The 21,070-nt window shown below is 53.7% G+C and carries 15 protein-coding genes; 7 read left to right on the top strand and 8 right to left on the bottom strand.

The features are described 5' to 3' along the window. Positions 1 to 77: 77 nt before the first annotated feature. Positions 78 to 746, top strand: coding sequence for a peptide-methionine (S)-S-oxide reductase MsrA (gene msrA / locus FH603_RS22075; protein WP_186740078.1), 669 nt, complete (start codon positions 78 to 80; stop codon positions 744 to 746). 65 nt (positions 747 to 811) lie between these two features. Here the strand turns inward: msrA and FH603_RS22080 are convergent, their stop codons facing one another. Next, positions 812 to 4,036, bottom strand: coding sequence for a PA14 domain-containing protein (locus FH603_RS22080; RefSeq protein ID WP_235985461.1), 3,225 nt, complete (start codon positions 4,034 to 4,036; stop codon positions 812 to 814). Between the two features lie 428 nt (positions 4,037 to 4,464). Here FH603_RS22080 and FH603_RS22085 point away from each other — a divergent pair, with 428 nt between their 5' ends. The 3 genes from FH603_RS22085 (at position 4,465) to FH603_RS22095 (ending at position 7,494) form a co-directional block, all read left to right on the top strand. Next, positions 4,465 to 5,190 (top strand): hypothetical protein, encoded by a 726-nt coding sequence (locus tag FH603_RS22085; RefSeq protein WP_186740080.1) that lies wholly within the window; start codon positions 4,465 to 4,467, stop codon positions 5,188 to 5,190. Positions 5,191 to 5,291: 101 nt separating this feature from the next. Next, positions 5,292 to 6,335, top strand: coding sequence for a hypothetical protein (locus FH603_RS22090; protein WP_186740082.1), 1,044 nt, complete (start codon positions 5,292 to 5,294; stop codon positions 6,333 to 6,335). A gap of 100 nt (positions 6,336 to 6,435) precedes the next feature. Further along, positions 6,436 to 7,494: an acetate and sugar kinases/Hsc70/actin family protein gene (locus FH603_RS22095; protein ID WP_186740084.1), complete on the top strand. Its 1,059-nt coding sequence runs from the start codon at positions 6,436 to 6,438 to the stop codon at positions 7,492 to 7,494. 144 nt (positions 7,495 to 7,638) lie between these two features. On the opposite strand, the gene FH603_RS22100 is transcribed toward FH603_RS22095, so the two are convergent. Beyond that, positions 7,639 to 8,010 (bottom strand): glyoxalase, encoded by a 372-nt coding sequence (locus FH603_RS22100; protein WP_235985460.1) that lies wholly within the window; start codon positions 8,008 to 8,010, stop codon positions 7,639 to 7,641. A gap of 106 nt (positions 8,011 to 8,116) precedes the next feature. Here FH603_RS22100 and FH603_RS22105 point away from each other — a divergent pair, with 106 nt between their 5' ends. Both FH603_RS22105 and FH603_RS22110 read left to right on the top strand, forming a co-directional pair. Then, positions 8,117 to 8,815 carry a hypothetical protein gene (locus FH603_RS22105; protein WP_186740086.1) on the top strand — a complete coding sequence of 233 codons (699 nt, stop codon included), beginning with the start codon at positions 8,117 to 8,119 and terminating at the stop codon, positions 8,813 to 8,815. Further along, the gene (locus FH603_RS22110; protein ID WP_186740088.1) at positions 8,769 to 10,448 is read left to right on the top strand and encodes a S8 family serine peptidase; all 1,680 of its coding nucleotides are present in this window, start codon (positions 8,769 to 8,771) and stop codon (positions 10,446 to 10,448) included. Before FH603_RS22105 ends, FH603_RS22110 begins: the two co-directional genes overlap by 47 nt. A 66-nt stretch (positions 10,449 to 10,514) precedes the next feature. Here the strand turns inward: FH603_RS22110 and FH603_RS22115 are convergent, their stop codons facing one another. From FH603_RS22115 to FH603_RS22130, 4 genes are read right to left on the bottom strand one after another with little or no spacing between them, the layout of a single operon-like run. Continuing rightward, positions 10,515 to 14,996: a nitric oxide synthase oxygenase gene (locus FH603_RS22115; protein ID WP_186740090.1), complete on the bottom strand. Its 4,482-nt coding sequence runs from the start codon at positions 14,994 to 14,996 to the stop codon at positions 10,515 to 10,517. Positions 14,997 to 15,021: 25 nt separating this feature from the next. Continuing rightward, the gene (locus FH603_RS22120; protein WP_186740092.1) at positions 15,022 to 15,714 is read right to left on the bottom strand and encodes a LytR/AlgR family response regulator transcription factor; all 693 of its coding nucleotides are present in this window, start codon (positions 15,712 to 15,714) and stop codon (positions 15,022 to 15,024) included. 3 nt (positions 15,715 to 15,717) lie between these two features. Continuing rightward, a complete protein-coding gene (locus FH603_RS22125; protein ID WP_186740094.1) occupies positions 15,718 to 18,567 on the bottom strand; it encodes a PAS domain S-box protein in 2,850 nt (949 codons plus the stop codon). A gap of 6 nt (positions 18,568 to 18,573) precedes the next feature. Beyond that, a complete protein-coding gene (locus FH603_RS22130; protein WP_186740096.1) occupies positions 18,574 to 19,113 on the bottom strand; it encodes a heme NO-binding domain-containing protein in 540 nt (179 codons plus the stop codon). A 242-nt stretch (positions 19,114 to 19,355) separates the two neighbouring features. Here FH603_RS22130 and FH603_RS22135 point away from each other — a divergent pair, with 242 nt between their 5' ends. Continuing rightward, positions 19,356 to 19,910, top strand: a complete 555-nt coding sequence (locus tag FH603_RS22135; RefSeq protein ID WP_186740098.1) for an RNA polymerase sigma factor — start codon at positions 19,356 to 19,358, stop codon at positions 19,908 to 19,910. Between the two features lie 82 nt (positions 19,911 to 19,992). Here FH603_RS22135 and FH603_RS22140 read toward each other — a convergent pair whose 3' ends face one another. Continuing rightward, the gene (locus tag FH603_RS22140; RefSeq protein WP_186740100.1) at positions 19,993 to 20,394 is read right to left on the bottom strand and encodes a hypothetical protein; all 402 of its coding nucleotides are present in this window, start codon (positions 20,392 to 20,394) and stop codon (positions 19,993 to 19,995) included. Positions 20,395 to 20,472: 78 nt separating this feature from the next. Then, positions 20,473 to 21,027 (bottom strand): NUDIX hydrolase, encoded by a 555-nt coding sequence (locus tag FH603_RS22145; protein ID WP_186740102.1) that lies wholly within the window; start codon positions 21,025 to 21,027, stop codon positions 20,473 to 20,475. Between the last annotated feature and the right edge of the window lie 43 nt (positions 21,028 to 21,070).

The raw sequence follows: 21,070 nt of genomic DNA on the forward strand, positions 1-21,070 counted from the left end.
GGGTGGTGGTATGCCAAAGTTAACGATTGTTAACCCTACAAATGCAACCACCACAGCGGCTATGCTGTTGTTAACGCATGAAATCATTCGCATCGTTTTTATTTCTGCTGGTCTTGCTCACCGGCTGTCGGCAGCGTCCCGGCAATACGGCCGAAAACGCTAAAGACAACAGTCCCGCTAAATTGCCTGCACTACAACCCGGCGAATCCGTGGCTACGTTTGCGGCCGGTTGTTTCTGGTGTACCGAAGCCGAGTTCGAATCGTTGCGGGGAGTTCGGGAGGTCGTTTCGGGCTATGCCGGGGGCGAACTTGCCAACCCGACCTATGAGCAAGTGGGTGCTGGTCAGACGGGCCATGCCGAAGCCGTACAGGTGTATTATGACCCAAAAATCGTTTCGTTCGACACGCTGGTCAAGGCGTTTTTCATTGGTCATGATGCGACGACGCTCAACCGGCAGGGTCCCGATGTGGGCACCCAGTACCGTTCTATCGCCTTTTATCGGACACCCGCCGAAAAAGCAGCCATCGAAACCATTATTCAGCAGGAGACCGCATCCGGCAGGTATGGTAGCCCCATTGTGACGCAGGTAGCGCCGTTTGCTGTTTTCTACCCCGCTGAGGTCTATCACCAGGGCTACTATTACACGCACCCCAATGAGCTATATGTCAGCACCGTTTCAACACCTAAAGTGGAGAAATTCCGGAAACGCATGGCCGATAAGCTAAAGGACAACATTCAGCAGTAACGTTCCGGGTTCGTTTCCAGAAGCCCGGCTGTCTGATAGGCAGTCAGACAGCCGGGCTTGCAGGATTAGTCGGTAAGCAATACTTTACATGTTTGGCGGTCCGTTCCCCGGGTCAAAACAAGGATATAGGGGCCTCGCATCAGGTGCTCTACGGATAACTGAATCAGGTTGTTGCCAGCCGCAACCGGGTGGTTCGACTGCAGTACCGACTGAGCCCGCATGCTGACCAGTTCTATAATTGCTTCGCCGGCGGCTTCGGCATAATAACGCACCTGCACTGTTCGCTGCGCGGGTGTGGGATACACCTGCATCCCCAACTCAGCACGCCACTCAGTCGTCTCAACGCCTACCCGCCCATTCGATACGGCGGGGTATAACCGGTATTGGGGTACAATCTGCTCCGACTGGCCTGGGTATGACCAGTACAGTCTGGACAAAGCACCACCTACATTTTCGGAATACTCCACCCGGATATCGTATAACTGCCCGCCTACTAACGTAACAGGCAGTCCCTTGTTCGTTGTTGGCGGATGATCGTTCCAGTCGTTGATCAGCAGCGTACCGTTCACCCAAACCCGTATGCCATCGTCGGTGTACGTCTTGAAGAGGTAGATGCCTGTTACCGGGGCCTGAACCCGTCCCGTCCATCGGACCGAGAAGTTATCCGTGTTGACCTTGCCGGGCGCGGGTGAGCCCACACCCCAGTCCATATCGATGCTGGCATCTGTCCGGGTTAGTACGATCGGTCCGTTCAGGTTTTTGGTATTGAAATAGTCTGCCCGCAGCCCCGTTCCACTACTTATCGTCGCCGTGGCTGGCGAACCGGCCGCGGTCGATACGCGCCAGAAAGAGGAAGCCGGAATAACCTGCTTGCTTAGTCCCGGTCCGCTGTAGCTTGCCTGGAGGGACTCGTCTCCTCCCCCTTCCATGTACGTCAGGGTAAACGCGTGCCGGCCGGCCTTGAGCCCAATGGTACCCGACCGCTCCTGAACGGGGTGGCCGCCATCGTTATTGACAACCTCGGTACTGCCAATGTATAGCTTGCTGCCATCGTCGGAGTTGGTGAAAAACGTGTAGATACCGTCGGCGGGTACGGTGATGAAGCCCGTAAAGCGGAAAGCAAAGTTATCATTCCGGGAACGCGCCTGTAGGTCAGGTTGTTGAACAACGCCGGATTTTATGGGGCTGAGCGCCTTGAAATCGGGCAAGTTAGGCCAGCTGCCTTCGTAGTAGCTGTAGTCCAGTCCGGCTACGGCATTGGCCGGATTATCGGCCTCGCGCAGTGTCGCCGGTGTCTGGTTGTTGTCCTTCAGCAGGATGATCGATCCAAATGCCGGAAGCGTTACCTGATTGCTGTATCCCTTGTTGCGGACATCACGGTACACCCCGTTCAACGTAATCGTAGTCGGATTGGCAGTTGGGTTAACGAGGCATTTTATGTAGTCGTCGGGGTTACCAGACGGGTAGGAAATTGGGCAAACGGTCGATGTCATATCCATACCGTACCGGCCCTGCCACTGGCTGAGCGAATAGGCAGCACCGATTGTCCGGTTATAAACGGCCAGTATTTTATTGGGTCCATTGAACGGACGAGCATATACGTTGTTATCGAACTGGCCGTAGCTACCCAGGTCATCCTGATACGATTCGTACTTCACATCGAACTGGTTGGCTGGCAAACTCACCAGTATGTTGTTTCGGATGGTATTGGTACGCGGCTGGCATCCGTTGGCACTCATAATGGCCAGTTGGCCCTCGCCGTTGTTACAGGCCGTGTTTCCGCTAACGTTGATGTTCGACGACCCGTGCAGGAATATGCCCAGTCCCCGGCAGTTGTAGACCGTATTATCGCTTACGTCGATGTTCGTGGTACAGTCGTCGAGGTAAATGCCGTGGGCACCCGAAGAGGTTCCGGCAGGCGTTCCCTCCGAAGCTCCGATGCCGTTGAAAATGATGTTCGACACCAGTCTGATGTTGGATTGCGGCTGCTTGTTGCCGTTCCAGATGTACAATCCGCTGCCGTCACTTTTGGTGACACAGAAGTTGCTGATCTGGTTGCGCTGAACAACGGTGCTGCTCGCGAAATTAAGAGCGTTGTAGCCAATATTATCCAGTACATTATTTTCAATCAGCGTATTAGCCGTCGACGTCGACTGAAATCCAACGTAGGTGCCGTCTCCGCTCTTGCCCCGACCCGGAACAAGGCCAATACGCCGGATGGTGTTGCCCCGGACGGTTACGTTCTGATAATTCCCGATGTAGACACCGTTATTGTTGATGTCTTCGATACTGTTGTTTTCTAGTAGCAACTGGTTCCCGTTGCCCCGAATAACCAGCCCATCTTCGCCCGATTGACTAATATCGGTATTGGTTATAGCCAGATTGGAGCTGTTTGTAGCCAGCATACTGGTCGATAGGGCCTGTTTGATCTGAAGGTTTCGAATGCTTACATACGACACATCCGTGAGTTGAACCACCTCGGCATTTACGGTAGCCGTAATCGACTGATCGTTGGGGTTTGCCTGATTGTCGTAGAGCAGGATCGTCTTGTTGGCCGGGTTGTAATACCACTCCCCCTGCTGATCGAGGGTAGCCGGGTGGTTCTGGACAAAATAACCCCAGTTATTGGTAATGTCGTACGAACCGGAACCGTCCAGATTCAGTATGTTACCGATCTGTCCGGTAATGCGGGCCCGGTTCAGTATCCATTGCACCGGGCGGAATACCGCTTCGCCACCCTGCCAGTTCGTTGGTAACGACTGCTGACTAACGAGCTGCGTTTTGCCGATATGGGCTTGTACCGTAAGATAACCTTTGTTGGCTGCGTCTGGATTGGGATATCGACCCAGCGGGAGCGTAACGTTGTCGCGGTACAGACCCGTTACCTGATCGCCACAGGACAGACAGGACGCCTGCCATAGGTTGTTGCCGAGACGGGACCAGCTGGTAACGGGCACCGATCCGGCCAGCACGGGCTTACTTCCCGATCCATACGCATCGATCACGATGGGCTTTGGAGCCGATCCCGACTGACGTAGTTTGAGGCTACCCCGAAAGGTGTCACCTCGTCGGAATAATACCTGATCGCCGGGCTGCAGCAATAAGCTGTTTACCCTGGCTATCGTCTGGAAGGGCGTATCGCCTGAGCGGCCGGAATTACCGTCGTTGCCGGCTGTCGATACATAATAGATTGTCTGGCCGTGGGCCGTTGACAGGCCAAAAATGGCGCACAGGGAAGCGGGCAGGTAACTAGCTACAGCTACCAGACCCTTAACGAAGATTTTTTTCAAGTTACGGTCAAAAAGTTATTAGCTAAGTAACGACCTTTTACTTACTAAAATAACTTTTTGCCAATTTATTATTTACTTTTTCTTAATATTAAATACATTTTGTAATTTTTAGTTATCATTATTAATTTATTGTAAACATAAATAGGTATTTATTTGCTTGACTGGTCGCTTATACGTCAAGGTCTCCCGGGCGATTGAGTCGGGAACCAACCAACACCATATCCCGTATGATGGAATTCCTGCCGAAGAGACGCCAGCGCTTTTTCATGGGCAGGCAGGCTCCTGAAGCATTGCGCTGTCTATTCTGGTAAAACCGTCATTCCCTACAGCAATTTGTCAGTCCCGGCAACCGTTCGGCCAAAACGAATATTGCGGGTTTGGCATGAACCTCGTAACATTGCTCAGTCTTTCACCAACGACTGATACCCATGCCTGAGTCCGATCAATCCATTGGCCGTAAAATTCTGGGTTTCTTCATCAAGGAAGAGTCCGGCACCGAGTCTACCGGCACCCCAGCCACTGGCAAACCAGCTGCCGGAGCGCCACCAACGGGAGCATCAACCCCGGCTGTACCGCGAATACCGGTCAATACGGGGGCATCCAATCCCACACCTGCCAGCCCGGCTTCTGGTGCCGTAGACCCGAAATTTGCCCAGCATTTTGCCGACGTTCTAGCTCAGAACAATCCAGCGGGTCCAGACTATTTTGAGTTCCGGGAAACGCTGCAAAGCCTGGCCAGTCTCGGCTTAACCGAGGAAAAACAGTTTCAGGCGGCCTGGGCCAGCTTCAAAGCACTCGCCGGCACGACCGACGTGTCGAAGCTGACAACGACAGCCAACCAGTATGTGGGCGCGCTCACCAAAGACCGGGACGCCTTCGGTAAAAGTGTCGAAGCGGCCGTTGCCGAACGGGTGGGGGGATTACAAAACGAGCAAAAACGCCTGCAAACCGAAAACGAATCGCTCGCAAAACAGTTATTGGCTATTCAGCAGCAGATCGATGCCAACACGAATCGACTAACGGCTATTGGTGGCGACATCACCGAACAGAGTGCGAAGATCACGCAGAACCAACAGAACTACGAGGTTACCTTCGCGCACTTTACCGATCAGATCAAGGGCGATATTGCCAAAATAACCCAGTACCTGAAATGAGGTGATAAGGTCAGTACACTGGTAAGCTATACACTTGGCTTTCCTGACGATCCTGATACGTATTCACCCTTATCAACAGACAACTATATACCTTTTTCAACATGGCTACTCCTGATTTTTCCCAGATTGGCGGCAGTACAGAGGTCGAAAAACGATCGTTCTGGAGTCGACCCGAGGGTATTCTCGGCATGATCGTGCTGGCCGGAATGGCTGGTTTCGGCTTAGTGTATTTCAACCGGATCGTCGAGTTCCTCATCCGGGCCACCTCCAATCTCCTTGAGCTGGCGCTACTGCTCGGGGCCCTGGGCGTACTGATCTTTCTGTTCACCAGCCGCGATGTACGAACGGCCGTATTCTTTCTGTTCAAGTCGCTGATGCGCTCGCTGACCGGCACGGTTATTCAGCTGAACCCGATTGCGATCATGAAGATCTACGTAGATGATCTTAAAGATAAACGGCAGAAAATGCAGGGGCAGATCAATACCCTGGCGGGTCAGCTGGTCAAGCTTAACAAGAAGATCACGGAGAATAACGAAGCCAGCAAGCAGAAATTCGCTGAAGCCAACAAGGCCAACGCCATGACAGACAGGCCGGGTATGCGCGAAGCGGCTCAGCTGGCAACGATCGAAGGCGCGGGTTTGCAGGAGATGAACGAAAAACTCATGCCCCTCCAGCGGAATATGAAAACCGTACTGGCCTTCATGGAGAAGGTAAACCAGAGCGCCGACTATATCATTAAGGAAACCGAGATCAAAGTCCGGCTCAAGGAAACAGAATACCAGATTGTAAAGGAAAGCTCAAACGCGCTCAAAACAGCCGTCAGCATCTTCAAAGGAGACCCTGACAAGCGGTTTTATTTCGATCAGTCGATGGAATACATCCAGGACGACATGAGCAACAAACTCGGTGAAATGAAGCGGGCGATGGACCTGTCGATGGACTTCATCAACGGCGTCGATATCCAGAACGGTATCCTCTCCGATAAAGGAGAGGCCCTACTGGAAGCGTACAATAAAGGGGAGTTCAAGATGGTCCAGTCCGGCGTGGATTCGCTAGATGGACCCTCCGCCAACCCCATCACCGCGCCCATTCCCGGTCAGGCAGCCCCGGCCAAAGATGCTGGCTACCGGAATCTGTTAGACTAACCTGTTACGTACCAATGAGCCAGTGAGTGAATGAGCGACTAGCCACTCATTGGCTCTTAGTGAACCATTCGCTCATTCACTTATTTTAACTTATAACCCTATGCAACGTTTAACCGTAGCCGGTCGGCTACTTATCACGGCCCTCGTCCTGGCCGCTATCTTCTTCGGATTCCGTTATTTCGGTGGCAATGAAGCGCTGCGCAAGCTGGCACCCAAAGACCAGAAAGAAACGGAATACTCCGAGTCGCAAACAATGCCCCGCGCCGACAACGAGACGGCTGAAGCCGTAGTGGATGAATCGACCGCATCGGATGACAACAGTTCGTCAGGCGGTACCGCCAGTGCTACACCCCGGCAGGCGTTTACCTATACGCCCCCCGCTCCCCAGAATGGCAAGCTGAAAGGTGTGGTGGAACTGGGAGCCAGCGGCTTTAATTCATTCATTATCCGGGTCGACGATCAAAAGCGGTGGAAACTCGAAAAGGCCGAGTTCGGCAATAGCCTCGTCATGGAAAACATGGCGTCGGATGACGACATCCGGGCGGGACTGAAAAGTTACATCGGCAAGATGCTCGACTTCGGTGTGGGCGGGCGCGACATTCATTTCGTTGTTAGCTCAGGCGCTGTCAAAGCGGAGGGTACGCAAAAAATTACGAAAGCGCTGAAAGCGCTGAACTACGTAGTCAACACCGTAACCCCCGAACAGGAAGGTTCGCTGGCCCTGCGCTCGGTATTACCCGCCGATTACGCCGACAATTCGTATGTGGTAGACATTGGTTCGGGCAATACCAAGATATCCTGGAAAGACGGGGGCTCGACCAAAGCGCTGGAAACCTACGGAGCCAAGTACTTCCAGAATAGTACCAGCGACGAAACCGTAGCAACGGAGGTAAAAGCCAAAGCCAAACAAATTCCGGCCGATCATCGTAAGACGTGCTTCATCATTGGCGGTGTGCCGTTCGAACTGGCCAAGGCCGTTCGGAAAGACAAGGAACGGTACACGGTCCTGGATGCTCCTTCGGGGTACACGCTTAGTGAAGCCAAATCGAAAGCGGGCCTCAACATCTACCGGGCCATCGCCGAATCAACCGGCACCAACCAGTTCGTGTTCGACTGGGACGCCAACTTCACCATTGGCTATCTGCTGACGCTTAAATAAGGAGGAAAGGAGGAAGGAGGAAAGGGAGCTGGCGCACGCATTTTCCCTTTCTTCCTCCTTCCTCCCTTTCCTCCTTTCCTCCTTCCTCCCTTTCCTCCTTCCTCCCTTTCCTACTTTCCTCCCTTTACTCCTCTCCTCCTCCCCTCAAATCCTGCTCTGCAACCGCTGGATGAGCAGGGTTGTTATACGCCGGGTAATTTCGGCTTCTTCCCCCTTGTAGGTCGACCACTCGTCGGGGGTAAAATGACCCAGAACCATACCAAGAAGGGTTAACCGAAGACGCGTATCCTCGCGAACGGCCCGTTCGATATAGGCTATTTTCTCCTGGTTGTTAAAGCGGTCGTAGGGCGTTTTCCGCTTGGGCCAGTGGTGGTGCCACAGCGTTTGAATACCACCGTCGAGTAACTTCAATAGTGGTCGGACAGTCTGGTTCTGAAACTGTTCGGCTGTGCTGACAGCCGTGGAATCGGTCACGACCTGAGGCCGGACGGGATTCATGCGTTCGTTCGTTTCCATTGGGTAACATGACAATCAAACGCCGGGAATGGTTGCGCGCTGGACCAATTGTTGCTCACTCGTCTCGAAGCCAGTATCTTGTCGAGTCAGTTTTATCCACCGCACCATGAATAGTTCCGGCGTTCTCACCTGCCTACTGACCGCCCTCATCGCGGGTGAAGCTTGTCAAACCCGCACGGTAGCTCCTGACCCTGCCGGTTACGATTATTTTCCCCTCCAAACCGGTCATTACATTGTTTACGATGTACAGGAGCAACGGTATCTGCCGGGTGCAACGATACCCGTCGATCGAACGTATCAGCTTAAAGAAGTGGTTGGAGCGGCCTATACCGATATTACCGGGCAGCAGGCTTACCGGTTGTTGCGTTACCATCGTCAGGCAGACGGAAAACCGTGGCAAACAGACTCTATCTGGTCGGCCCGGCAGACCGACAGCGAGGCTATCCGTACCGAAAATGGACTGGATTTTGTCAACCTTCGCTTTCCGGTCAGCGATCGGCTTCGCTGGAACGGCAACCGGTACAACGCCCTGGGCAACGACGAGTATGAGGTGCGCAATAGCCAGCAGCCTTACCGCGTTTCGGATAAACAGTTTAGCGAAACCGTTACCGTTGTCGTACAGGAAGACTCAACGTTACTGGCGCAGGACAAACGCATGGACGTTTACGCCAGAGCCCTGGGGTTGATTTATAAAGAACGTATCCGGCTACAGTATTGCGCAACGACGCCGACCTGTATCGGCCAGTACCAGATTGACTATGGCATCCGACAAATTTACCGCATTCGTTCGTCCGGCAGTGAGTAAGACGGGCTGGCTCCTGGGGTTACTCCTGCTGGGCCAGTACACCGGCTATAGTCAGGCCGCTTCCCGTAAGTACCTCGTCCTGTTACGGGATAAAGCCAACACGCCTTACAGCCTCAGCCGGCCTGAGCAGTTTTTATCGCAACGGTCGATCCTTCGTCGTCAGAAGCAGAATATTCCCGTGCTGGAGCGCGACCTGCCGGTTAACCCGGCTTACATAACCCAGCTCCGGCAAACAGGAGCAAAAATAGCGTTCCAGTCACGCTGGCTCAACGCGGTGCTGGTCGAAGCAACCGACGCTGTGATTGCCAATGTCCAGAAACTGGCCGTAGTGAAGGGGCTGGAGTTTGGCCGGTCGCTGTCTAATGCGCGCCTAGAGGCCAGCGTACAGGCCATTCCGGCGGCTACGGCCAGCCAGGCTCGAAAGCTTGGCGCGTTGGAACCCCTCAGCTATGGCACCTCGCTGAATCAGGTGACGCAGCTGGGTGTCGACAGGATGCACGAACAGGGATATCATGGCGAAGACATCTTGATTGGCGTCATGGATGCTGGCTTTCTGAACGCTGATAAAGTTACCTTCCTGAAACCCCTGTTCGACGAACAACGGGTTGTGGCTACTTATGACTTCGTCGATAAAGAAACCACCGTCTACGAAGACGATTCGCATGGACTCTCCTGTCTGTCGGCTATTGCCGGTACGGTCGACAACCAGCTGTATGGGACGGCCTTCAAGGCCCGTTTCGTGTTGCTCCGCACCGAAGACGTAGCTAGTGAAAGCCGCCTGGAAGAAGCGAACTGGGTGTTCGGCGCGGAGTATGCCGACAGCGCCGGTGTCGATGTGATCAGTTCATCGTTGGGGTATACCCAGTTCGACGATGTATCGACAAGCTATACCTATCAAAACCTGGATGGCAAAACCGCCCTCTCGACCCGTGCCGCCCAGGTAGCGGCTGAAACAGGCATGGTCGTTGTCGTGGCGGCTGGCAACGAAGGCAACGACAGCTGGCGTTATCTGTCGGCCCCGTCCGATGCGGCATCGGTGCTGGCGATCGGAGCCGTCAACCAGACCGGACAGCGGGCAACGTTCAGTTCGTTTGGGCCATCGGCCGATGGACGCGTGAAGCCTGATCTGGCGGCCCGGGGGCAGGGAACGGTCATTGGCGATCCGGGGGGCAGCATCGTACTGGGCAATGGCACCTCGTTTGCTACACCTCTGGTAGCCGGTCTGGTAGCCGGGTTCTGGCAGGCCCACCCCCAACTGACCGCTGCGCAGGTGACAACGGCCTTACGCCAGTCGGGTAGTCAGTTTGGCAACCCGGATGATGCATTAGGCTACGGCATTCCCAATTTCGAGCGGGCGTCGGTACTAGCCGAGTCCTTCAGTGAGTTACTGATTTATCCCAATCCGTTCAGTGATGTCGAACCGCTTTCCGTATTCTGGGGCGAAGTAGCACCCAACGTCCCCCTCGATGCGACCCTTACCGACCTAAGCGGACGGGTTGTCTGGCAGAGGCAGTACAACGCAGGGGGGGTAGCTGCTTTTGCCCTGCCAAATTTAAACCTGTCGGCAGGGCTGTATGTCATGACGCTGGTAGCGGGCGACAAAAAACGAACCGTCAAGCTCGTTAAACGATAACGGCTCCCCGGCCGATCATAGATTTTTAACGGGGATTACTCCGGCAACGCGCCTGGCTGGTTTTCGTCAGGAAGTAACCTGCTCCAGCCAGCGCTCGCCCTGCGAATAATGAGCATCCTGTAGCTCGGCAAGGGCCTCCCGGTAGTTGAGCAGTACACCCCATACATCCATAACAAACCGGTTTTCGTGGCGCATCTTCCGGAAAAAGTCGACCGCTTCGGCATGCGACAGCCCACCCACTGTTTTAGCAATATTCATCAATACGGCAAAAACATCGTCGGCCATTTTGGCGTCACCACACACATAGTAGTGGCAGTCGGGCTGCAAAAGCACCTCCCACATGTCCTGGCTCTGCTGACCAATCAAATGCTGTACATACACAGTTTGTTCGCCAAGGCGGGAGAAGGCCACATCCAAATGGGTAAGTACCCCCGCATCGCGCCAGTTCTCCAGTTCCTGCTGGTATAAATAATCGTTCAGATTGCGACAGCCGAAGTACAGCCGGGCCTGACCAAGTTGCAGAGGCTTCGGACTTGTTTCACCGCCAGCAGGCGTCCCATATCCGCGGGCGCTGTGATGCTGTGCATCGCGAAGGGCGCGGAGCTGCACCTCGCGGTGTTGCAGAAAACCAACCAGGGGCGACAGGCCGGTACCCGGTCCTACCAGCAGCATCGGCGCCTGTGGATCGAGGGGGGGGCGGAAGTTGGAGGTTCGCACCGCTACCCGCACCGTCGCTTCGCCCGGTACCAGGCCAGCCAGGTAATTAGAGCAAAGGCCGGGTCTGGTCTGGCCGGCATCGGTGGTTATTTGAACAACGCCCACCGTAACGTGTATCTCGGTGGGATAGACCAGCGAGCATGATGAGATCGAATATAACCTTGGCTTCTGGCTTGGCAGCAAATCGATGACCTGCACAAACGAAAGCGACGCCGATGGAAACGCATCAAGCAGGTCAACGATGGTGACGAACGTATCGGTAATGAATTTCTTTAACGTCTGGCAGGCCGCGTCTTCTTCACCCCGGCTCAGTAGTTCGGTCCATACGTCGAGTTGCTCTCTGTCGACCGGGTCCGATGCGGTGCCCAGGAGGGCCGTGATCAGCTCATTGACGGGCTCCCGGAGCGTCAGGTCCAGGTCTTCGGTCAGCACCTGCCACACCGACACCGGCTGGGGATAGGCATGCTCGCCCTCCACCGCGTTCCCCGCCTGATCGACCAGCGCGGTCGTAAACCAGCCATCGATGTCGATACCAAGCCGGTCGCACAGATGCTGAACCAGCGCGGGTGAATTTTTTGGGTAGATAGCCACGTGGTCACCCGTTTCGTAGATCAGGTCCGTACCCGCGATATCGAACGCCAGGAAGCGCGTCGACCGGCTTCCAACAATAACTTCTTTAAGTAATTCCCGATTGGCCACAATCGGCACGTCAACCCCCGACAACCGGCGTCTGGGCAATTCGTGGACCAAAGCCGGTCGTTGACCACCGTCCAGAAACGAAACGGTCAGGCGCGCAGCATTGGATTGGGAGCCATCGGTACTGGTAGGGTCTTCGCCCAACAGGCGAGCGACCAGATCGAGCCACTGATGGAACGTATCGGCCTGGCCTTTTATCTCATCGCCCTGGTGCATATCAACCATCCGGTTACCACCCACGCGGGCCAGCTCACGGTCGACGGTTGCCCCGGCGGCACAGAAGTGCGGATAAATGGTACTTCCCAACGCCATTACCGAGAAGTGCAGTCGGCTGAGCGTCCCATCGGGCAATTGCTTCAGCCGGGCCAGGAACTTCATGGCGTTACTGGGTAGTTCCCCATTGCCAAACGTCGAGGTGACGACCAGTACGACCCGTTCCTGATCCAGCTTTGTCGTATCATACTCATTGAGGGTCATCACCAGCGGATGATGCTGGTTGAGCCGGCGGGCCGTTTGTCGGGCGTAGCTCTCGGCCGTACCCGTTTCCGACCCATACAAGATCAGTATCCTCCCTGTCTCCGACGACGTTTCAGCTGCGCCGTTCTCTCCCGCAAGCACCATGTCCGTATCAACGACCATCCACTTGTCGGCTGCGTAGTGGTAGCTGGGACTCAGGTAAAAATCGCGCATTTCGTGGTGCCAGGCGGGGGTCGAACTGCCCCCCGCCGAGGGGGTTACCCACGACCACTGTGCCGGGCATTCACGACCGGCCCGCTTTTCGCGCTGGTCATGCACCAGAAACTGGCGGGACGCGGTCTGATGGTCGACCAGCGTTACTTTGGCTTTCGTGAAGGAATGCAGCACGGCTACGTTCAGTTCCAGAAATGCCCGGTCGCGCCAGAGCGTCTGCTCGCTGGATGTATCGATACCCATAGCGCGCGCTACGTCTTCCGCTTTGCCGTAACGCCCTTCTTCCCAGATGTTACGGGCAATTTCGGTTTCCATGAACCAGCCATTGAACGGAATACAGCCATACTGCACCCCGCCAATATTCATCCGAAAATTAGAGATTGCCGGAATGGCACACCATTTCAGGTCCAGGGCCGCGAACGCAGGATAAGCCGGATGTTCGAGCGGCACAGTCAGCACGTCGTCGGCATCGAAGCGGTACATGCGGGGAGCCTGGCCGGGCACATCGATCACCAGCGGCAGGCAGTCGAAGGCCGTTTTTCTGACGGGCGGAATCCACCCCTGCCGCATGAGGGCCTGCGTCAGATCGACATTGGCTTTGTCGCCCAGGATGGTGCCGTCCTCCTGCTGGTAGGCGGCAAACCGGATGTACTGGCCATTCCAGATGCGTGGTCCCCAGCGTTCCTTCGGCTTTTTGGGCCGAAAGACATTCATCACAATTTGTAGATTTCCTCCGTTGGTAGCCAACCGCAGGTGTTCGGCACATTCGCGGAACATGGCATCGGGATCGGTCACGTGGCGCAAGTCGCGAACAATCATGTTTCGCCAGGCAATACGGCCAATGCATTTGGACGCGTTCCGCCAGGCCACCTGAGCCCCGTAAGCCAGTTCTTCATACGTATGCGTATAGGTGCCCGTACTCCGCACCTCCCGCTCAATTTCATTCCACCGTCGTTCGTAGTTGGCCGGTTCCCAGGCCATTTCTTCGGCTACCAACCGTAAAAACTCGCTTGCCTGACCCAGTATGCGATGCTGATTGAGTACGGGTTGCCGCAGCACGTTGCTTACCCGTTCCAGGAGTACCCCCCAGGCATGTTCCTGTTCGCTGGAAAAGTCGGGGATGCGCTGCTTCATGACGCTCAGCAACGGGCCGTTGATCTTCACGTAGGCGTCGGCGGGAACGTTGGCCGCTGCGTGGATGCGGGCCAGTTCGCGCAGTTCGTAGCTCATGTCCCGGCCTTTCTCCAGCGACCGGATGAGAAAGCCAATCGTCTGCATGAGGTGGGTCGCCAGCTCGTCGACATCGGCTCGGCCGAAGTAGGGTATTATTTCGGGATGGGTCTGGAAAAGCAGGCGGTAAAAGTCGATGCCCGTCGCCAGCGCATCGTCGGTGAGCCACTCGCCACCCCGGCGCATCTCGCTGATCATAGCGGGTGTCAGCGCCGTATCGTAGCGGTCAATGGCCGACAGGGCCGGGGGTAAGATATACAGCGTAAAAAACCGGTACGCGGCCGACAGGGTACCTTTGTCCAGGTTTTCGCGATCGTATTCTTCGAGGTGCGGAACGTGGCCCAATACCCACATCCAGACCCGTCGGGCAGTCACCCAGTGATGGGGCCGCATGCCCAGATCGGCCAGTAGCGTGGCAAATTCAACTACTGTTTCCGGCCCCTGAAGCTGAGTGGGATAAATGCCCCGGTAGCTCTCGCGCAGTACCCGTTCGGTATGGGGCAGCAGCTGCCGGACGCTCAGATCGAAGAGCCCGGCAAAGTAGCCGGGTACCAGATCGATGGCATCGCCGAAGCAGGCGGGTAAGTCAGTCTCTTCGTGGAGCAGCCGCTCGAAGAACAGTTCGACAAGCATGTCCTGATACGCCAGGAACTTGTTCCAGGTATCTTTGACGAGCACCTGCTCGGGCTTCGTCAGGGGGGCCAGCCCATCGGTCACATCGGTCTCAATACCCACCGGGGCATCCGCAGGTCGTGTGGGCAGTTCGGGCGTCGTTCGCCCGGCAAAAAACGGGCAGCCCGAAGCCGCCGGTTGCGGTGTCTGAGCAATCGACAGGCGAATCTGCAGCTGAAGATCGGGGGCTTCCGGCCAGCCTGTAACCGGAAGATCGACGACCGTACTGCTCTGGCCGTCGAGGTATGCCTCCGGGTACATCTGAACCGAACCGGCATCCTGCCAGCGCTGCGCGTCGTAGACCCGGTATTGCAGCACCAGCTGAAGCTGTCCCTGTCCCGACTGCCTCACATTGACCAGCCATTCCGGCTTTCGTCTGCCTGGCAGAGCATGTTCTGAGAGGAGGTTTCCGGAAAGGTCGTAAGCCTGAATCAGGCCCCGATAGTCATAACCCGTTTCCGGATAATGGAGCGCGACTACATCCGATATAGATACAGTACGACTGTCAGGTGGAGTAGATGTTGGACTTATGGGCGGTATCACAGATTGGGTTAGCGAAATAGTAGGCTCATAACAGATTCAACCGATTCATCAGCTCCGGCTTGTTGGCCCGGCTAATAGGAATAACCTTATTACTAATGACCAGCGTATTCTCTTCAATGTCAACGATTTTATCGAGGTGGACAATGTAGGAGCGATGCACCCGCAGAAATTGTGTTCCCAACTTTTCTTCGAGATACTTCATCGTTGAATAGACGATATGGGTCTGGCCATTAGTGTGAATTTTTACGTAATCGCCGGTATTCTCGATGTACATTATATTTTCAAAAGGCAAACGAATATAACGGCCATCCGTTTTAATATAGATTTCCTTTCGTTCTGAACTTGGTCCGCTCTTCAATCGGGTGTTCAGTTCCAGCACTTTCTCAACGGCAATATTAAAGCGGGGCACCGATATTGGCTTCTTCAGATAGTCGGTTACCTGGTACTGGAACGCGTCGAACGCATACTCGGTCTTGCTGGTCGTCAGCACGACATATGGTATAAAAGGCAGCCGCTCCAGCAGCTCCAGTCCCGATAAGCCCGGCATCTCCACGTCGAGCCAGATTAAATCGACCATTTGTTCGGCCAGAAAATCAAGGGCTCCCATGGCGTTGTCGAAGGCAGCTACGACGTCCAGCGATCCGTGTTGTTCACACAGGCGCTGTAGTGCCTTGCGGGACATTAGTTCATCCTCTACAATAATACAGTTCAAACTCATGAGTTACACCTGAGACAGCTTTTGGGTTTCTTTTTGGAGCACAGGTATCATTTGATTTACACCCGTGATGATATCAGTACAATACTGTTCGATTATCTCTTTTTCTGCGCCCTGCTTCAGCTTCTTCTGTAGTTCCTCCATTTTTTCTTCGAGCCACGATAACCCCACCATCCCCAGGGTTGGCTTTAGTTTATGCGCCTTGCGGGCCAGCAGGGACCAGTCCTGAGCCCGGCAGATGGCCTGCAAGCCATAGATTTCGGGAACAACGTCGGTTAGAAACAAATCGAACATCTCCAGTGGATACGCTTTGTCCGTTCCGTATAACTCCTGCAGGCGTTTCTGATCCAGGGCTTTAGGTTCGCTGTCATCGGCAGAGACCTTGGGGGCATACCGTTTGAACAGCGCCATCAGCTGGCCCGGATCGAAGGGCTTGGTCAGGAAATCGTTCATGCCCGCTTCCATCGCTATATTTTTATGGTCGAGCATGGCCGATGCCGTGAGCGCAATGATAGGTACGTGCTGGTTAGGGTTATGGGTACTCCGGATGGCAACGGTTGCTTCATATCCGTCCATGATGGGCATTTGAATGTCCATCAGGATCATATCGAACCGCTGATTTTTGGCTTCTTCAACGGCTCGCTTGCCATCCATAGCCAGGGTGTAGGGAATTTTCCATTTGGACAGCAGTCCGCCAATGTACTTCTGGTTCATAAGGTTATCTTCAACAACCAGCACATGACGCATGAGCACCACATCGGAGGAGGCCGACGGGGTTTGGCTCTGAACTACGGCTTTGGCTTCGATCAGAACGGGCGACTTGGCAAAAGGCAGGGTAAACGTGAAGACACTCCCCTCGCCAATTTGACTTTTAACACTAATTGATCCTCCCTGAATATCGACCAGCTCTTTGGTAATCGCCAACCCCAATCCGGTGCCCTTGTGCTTGTGTCCCTGCGGATTCACCTGCTTGAACTTCTGAAACACCAGGTCGAGCTTTTCGGCGGGAATGCCAATGCCGGTATCCGAAACACTGAACTCGATCCAGCAGCCCGTCTCTTCATCCTGTTTGAGTTTGGCCGTAATCTGGATATTTCCCTTCTCGGTAAATTTATCGGCATTACCCACCAGATTCATCAGGATCTGATTGAGCATCACATCGTCGCCGATGAAGTCGCCCGTGATGCGGGCATCCAGCATCACGTCGATGTCGACAGGCCGCCCTTCGAGCTTCATTTCGAAGACCTTCTGGGTAGCGCGCAGCAAGCCAACGAGATCAAAGGGACGGGGGTGTACCTCAACCCGGCCCGCTTCAATTTTTGTCATGTCGAGCAAGTCAGAAATCAGACTATGCAGGAAATCGGCTGATGTTTTCAGAATATCGATATACTCACGCTGCTGACGACTGGGCTGCGTATCGAAGAGCAGGTGCGACATACCGATAATGGCGTTGAGGGGTGTTCGGATCTCGTGACTCATATTAGCCAGAAACTGCTTCTCGGCCTGGCGGGCTTCTTCGGCAATCTGCTTGGCCATAGCCAGCTCTTCTTCGAGCACTTTTCGTTCGCTCAGGTCATAATGGATACCCATCGATCCTACCAGAACCCCGTGCTCATCATTGATGGGAACACCGCTGACCAGCACCCAGATCCGGCTACCATCTTTACGGATCAGCTGCAACTCATACGAACCGGCGCTACCTTCTTCGCGCTGTCGTTGCTGCCGCTCAATTACGTTCTGGAACTCAAGTGGAACCAGTAGTTCGGTGGCATTTTTACCAACAAGCTCTTCTTCGGTATACCCCAGCATGTTGCAGCACCGCTCGTAAGCCCGCATAATGTTCTGCTCATTATCCACTTCGAGCAGCCCCAGCTCCATGTTGTTCATGATGCCCCGGTACTTCTCTTCGCTTCGCCTGATCTGTTCACGCGCCTGGTACTTTTCGGTCACATCGCTGTATCGCCACAGTTGACCCATGTACTTGTCATCGAGCAGAATCGGGATATAATCCAGCTCTAGGATTCGCCCATTGAGCATGCATATCTCCTCGCCAACGCAGGTTTGCCGGTTTTGCAACAGTTCATTCATGCGCTCGATGAACGCGTCTGGCTCAACGAAGAGCCCTTTCACCTGCTCCCGCGCTTCACCACAGTCGTGACCAATGAGTTCGTCGGGCGTAGTCGGAATGTCAAAAATGTCGCAGAATAACTGATTGACCAGGATAACCCGCCGGTTCTCATCTTCTACCATTACTCCCGACTGAAGATTGGTTATGAGCGTCGACAGCCGGGTTTGCGTTGTTTGTAGTGCGGTCTCAGCCTTTTTCCGGTCCGATATATCACGGGCTACAGCAACCAGTTCGAGTACCTCCTCATCTGACTCTATGAGCCGGGCCGTTTGGCCGATCCAGACAATCCGGCCATCTTTGGCAACTACGGGAAACTCGGTATAATTACTGTCCTGTCGGTTTTTAAGCATCAGCAGATAAAAATCCAGTAACTTCTGGCGGTAGCCAGGCTGAATAATTGTCAGGAAATGCATTTGCAGAAACTCCTGCTCGGTATAGCCCAGGAGTTGTTCGATACCCGGACTGACGAACGTAAAATGGCCGTCAGTGGATGTTTTAAAGATAATATCCTGGACTGATTCGATGAGCTGGCGGTAGCGCTGTTCGCTCTGGCGAAGTTCGGCCAGTTTGTCGCGTATCTGCTGCTCCAGATTTTCATTCAGGTGCCGGAGCTGCTCGTTGGCATTGTAAAGTTCCAGCGCCTTTTCTTCCAGAATGACCTCAGCCTGTTTCCGAGCCGTTTTTTCGCGTAGCAGCCGCCTGTTCAGCTGGTCAATATTGTTATCCATATCCTCCTAGGTTTTAACAATATCGAACAGTACAATACTTCCGTCATCGACCAGGTTTCGCTTGGTAATCGTTGCGGTTTCACCAAAATGAGACAGGCAGCCCTCAATGAGCCCATGCGCAAAATCAGATAGCTTCCGCTCCGACTCATAACGCATAGTCAGGTGATTTTCAGAAGGCTGCTCAACCGTAAAATGCGGCAACTCGGCATCTGGATATAACTTTCGAACTTCGACATGAACATGATGATGAACGGATTGCAACAAGGCGAACGCCGAGTCGACACGATCGACAAAAGGCCTGTATCCCCGGGTAAATGACCTGAACATATAGCGACCGTAGATGCGGAGAAGATCTGGAACGGGTAACTGCGTTTTCAGACTCAGCTTATCGACCAGTGTAATCATCTCGGCATGATCGTAGGTACCAATAGCGGTATAGACACCACCCGACGGCAAATTACTTTCAGTTAGTAGCGAGTCGACTAGTCCATAACCATACTGATCCTCGATCATTTCCAACAGTTCAGTAAATACAATTCCTTTCATTAAAATGGGGGGTTGAAGATCGAAGCAATTTACTATAAAAAGTAACAATTTATAGCAAAATATAGGGTATCGGTAATTTAAGTGATTTTTCTATTTGGGTATTACGCCGAAAAAAGGGCAAATCCTGCAGTTCATCGAAATTCCAGGCAATCAACGACAAACAGATATCACCTTTGTTTCATCGAAGGGCACAAAAACAAAGAACAATAACCTAACGAGTTCTATTCCTACCATTATAAGCTATGAAAGTCAACCTGAACGACGAAGAGGTAATCCGGCAGTATCTGAGTACAAGCCCGAACGATTGCTTTGAAACCTTGTACAACCGGTATGTTGGTAAGGTCTACAGCCGGTGTTTATCAATGACGAAAGACACGGAAAAAGCACAGGACTTCACACACGATATTTTTATCCGCATGTTTGCCCGGCTCGACCGTTTTGAAGAGCGTTCCACATTTTCTACCTGGTTATATTCCATCTCGTATAACTACTGCGTCGATCAGCTGCGGGTATCCAAGCGCCTGACAACGACGGCATTGGAAAGAGATATCGACTGCCAGCTCCCACCAACCGACGATGCCGAGCGGGCAGAATACAGCTTGCAGCAGCTTACCCAGGCCATGAGCAGCATTGCTCCGCAGGAAGCCCTTATCTTGCGACTCAAGTATCAGGAAGGACTGGACGTGCAGCAGATTGCGGCCAAACTGGACCTGAAGAACAGTGCTGTAAAAATGAGGCTCAAGCGGGCTCGCGACCGGGTCCGTGGTTTATGCGAAGCTTCCGGCGTTCAACTGTAACAAGCCATTCCACACCAACCATAGCGCATAAAAAAAACCACCCGGTTATCGGGTGGTTTTTTTTATGCGATGGTAACGATCACTAATCGCCTACAGCCGAACTATCGTCACTGCGTTTTTTCCTCTTGTTGGCCATATCCGAACGCGTTGCATTCGTTGGCTGAAAAGGCCGTTGAATTTTGTAGTTACGATCTGCCACATCCGACGATGGCGTGTGATCGACGGTTACCCCACCAACCGGTGCCTGATTAGGAACCTGCCGTTTGTAGTTAGCCAGATTCGTGTTCCCGGACTGGGGCTGCTCAACCACAACACCCGATTTAGATTCCCACTGGCGGGCCGTAGCCGCCTTGTTGGGGTGTTTGTAGTTATGGGTCGAATAAGTTGGGTCTTTGCGCAACTTCGACTGGCTGTCCTGCCCTGATACCTGACCGGCAAAAGCCAGGAGGCCCAGAACAAGAAGGTATGACTGTATCGTTTTCATGATTTCAAGTGGTTTTGTTGTACTGCAAATCTATTGATTCCGTTCACATTAAAAACATATTAAACCACTACTATATTTCTAGTTTTTCACTTTTTTTCGCGCCATTCTCGAAATAGACTCCGAATCAGCATAAGAAATGGCTTCTTTTGCCGAAAACCATCGAATATTCTTAATTTCATCAGAAAAGCCAAATGCTTCTTCAGGGTTGGCTTCGACCAAAAACCGGATGTCATAGTGCAGGTGTTCCGGTATGTCTCCCCGAGCGGGTATAGTGTGAATATCGACGTCGAAAACAGGGACGTTACCCGTGGCGTCTTCAACCAATTGCAGCGAGGTAAGCCCGGTTTCTTCCTGTGCCTCCCGCAGGGCTACGGCCGCTACATCAGAATCACCATCAGCATGACCGCCGGGCTGGAGCCAGCGATCGAGTTTGCGATGGTGGATCAGCAGAACCTGTTGCCGGTCTGGACTTACGATCCAGGCCGAGCCGGTAATATGGCCTATGCGCAATGATCGGTCAAAACAGTTCGGATATTCTTCCACAAAAGCAATGGTAGCTGCGGTCATTCCCTGTTCATCGGCATCGACAGGTGTGTATGATTGGAGTAAATTCAGGAGCGGCTGGCGGTGCATGGGTTGGGGTTCTGCGTAAAAAGCCGCAATTTCGCCCTGTTAT

It is taken from the genome of Spirosoma utsteinense (assembly GCF_014282275.1).
Classification (GTDB): Bacteria; Bacteroidota; Bacteroidia; order Cytophagales; family Spirosomataceae; genus Spirosoma; species Spirosoma utsteinense.